The organism is Bradyrhizobium sp. Unk1, from assembly GCF_059512345.1.
In genome coordinates, this window is sequence record NZ_JCAMOP010000152.1 from 1 (window position 1) to 2,007 (window position 2,007).

General features: G+C 62.1%; 2 protein-coding genes and 1 pseudogene. All 3 read right to left on the bottom strand.

Annotated features, from left to right (window positions below; translation table 11 throughout):
• A partial coding sequence (locus AC5ZFO_RS47775; protein ID WP_496124239.1) for a TCP-1/cpn60 chaperonin family protein occupies nt 1-584 on the bottom strand: 584 nt, incomplete at its 3' end.
• Nucleotides 585-674: 90 nt separating this feature from the next.
• Complete coding sequence (locus AC5ZFO_RS47780; RefSeq protein ID WP_496124240.1) at nt 675-989, bottom strand: co-chaperone GroES; 315 nt, start codon at nt 987-989, stop codon at nt 675-677.
• Nucleotides 990-1,252: 263 nt separating this feature from the next.
• A pseudogene (locus AC5ZFO_RS47785) lies at nt 1,253-1,889 on the bottom strand (transposase); the annotation flags it as partial.
• Nucleotides 1,890-2,007: the final 118 nt, after the last annotated feature.

Below are 2,007 nucleotides of genomic sequence, written 5' to 3' on the forward strand. Positions count from 1 at the left end.
AACTGCATGCCCTCGACGACGTCGAGCTCGGTCTCGAGCGACTTGGCTTCCTCGACGGTGATGACACCCTCGTTGCCGACCTTCTTCATGGCGTCGGAGAGAAACTTGCCGATCTCCGCGTCGCCGTTGGCCGAGATGGTGCCTACCTGGGCGATCTCGTCGTTCGAGGTCACCTTCTTGGAGTTCTTGACGAGGTCCGCAACGACGGCTTCGACCGCGAGGTCGATACCGCGCTTGAGGTCCATCGGGTTCATGCCGGCGGCGACCGACTTGGCGCCTTCGCGCACGATGGCAGCGGCGAGCACGGTGGCGGTGGTGGTGCCGTCGCCGGCCGCGTCAGCGGACTTCGAAGCGACTTCGCGCACCATCTGCGCGCCCATGTTCTCGAACTTGTCGTCGAGCTCGATCTCCTTGGCGACGGTGACGCCGTCCTTGGTGATGCGCGGCGCGCCGAACGACTTGTCGAGCACGACGTTGCGGCCCTTCGGACCGAGCGTGACCTTCACGGCGCTGGCGAGGATGTCGACGCCGCGCAGCATGCGGTCGCGGGCGTCGACGCCGAATTTCACTTCTCTGGCTGACATATTGGTTTCCCTGAGTTGTCTTGGTCTCATCTCACCCTTGGCGAGGCGCCCGGCAGGCGCTCCTCAGAGGTGAGCGGTGCGAGCGGTTGGTTAGGCGGCCTTCTTCTTCGAAGCGGGAGCTTCGAGCACGCCCATGATGTCGCTTTCCTTCATGATCAGCAGATCGACGCCGTCGATCTTGACCTCGGTGCCCGACCACTTGCCGAACAGGACACGGTCGCCGACCTGGACGTCGATCGGGGTCAGTTTGCCGCTCTCGTCGCGGCCACCGGGGCCAACGGCGATGACTTCGCCCTGCGAGGGCTTTTCCTTGGCACTATCCGGAATGATGATGCCGCCAGCGGTCTTCTCTTCTGCGTCGATGCGCTTGACCACGACGCGGTCGTGAAGCGGACGGAATTTCATGCAGCCCTCCTAAGCATTTGCACGAGTTAGAGATTTTGGAATTCTAGCAATCGATGCCCGTGAGTGCTAGTCACGGGCCGAGCTGAGATAGGATAGGATTTTTGCGGGAGCAAGGGACTCTGGCAGAAAAATAGGCGCTCAGGACGGTCGACAGTGGTTAACCGGAGACGTGCTTGGCTGGGGTTTTAGCTGGTCGCTGGTATACCTGTCGCACGCCCAATCAAACCGGCGAGTCGCCAGCGCTCGCCCAAAACGTAGTGGCTACGCAACTGCCGCTGATGCCGCCTGAACTGTTTGGCGTGGGCGTATCGGCCTGCCATCATCGCGGCTGTCTTGGCCACACGAGCATAGGATTGCCGCAGCCTGACCCCGTGCCTCCTCGCCAGGCGATTGAGCCCCTTGATGGCCGCCTGCGACAGTTTTTCGGAAAGGTGATGGCCTTCGGTTGCACCGTGGTGTCGATCGTGACGCGCTTGAGGTCCTGGCTGCGCAATGCACCGACCTCGTGCGCCACCCGCAGGCTCTCGGCCAGCAGCAGCTCCAGCTTGTCGCCGAGCCGCTTGCGCCAATGGCTCAGGTCGCTTCGCTCGTGCGGGAAGGCGTGCTGGAAGAACTCTTCGCCGGTGAAGAACTGGAACTACGGGTCGTGGACCCAGCGCTCACAAATGCCCTCATCGGACAGCCCGTAAATGTGCTTGAGCAGCAAGAGCCCAATCATGAAGCGGGTCTCGATCCAGGCCGGCCGTTCTCGCTGTAGAGCGGTGCGACCTCGCCGTCGATCCAGTCCCAATCGACCTTGCCGGCGAGCTGAACCAGCTCGTGCTTCATGTTGATGATCTGATCCAGTCGCGCTCGGAACAGATCGTTCGATCCCGTCGACTTGTGCTTCTTCGGACGCATCGCTCCCTCCGGTGCACCACAGAATCATGGTCCACGGCGAAAGGGAATCTGGAGGGTTCTGTGAGGTCGCGCTCACGCGAGGGCGCGGCAAGCGCTTATAACGCGACCTCATTGAAGC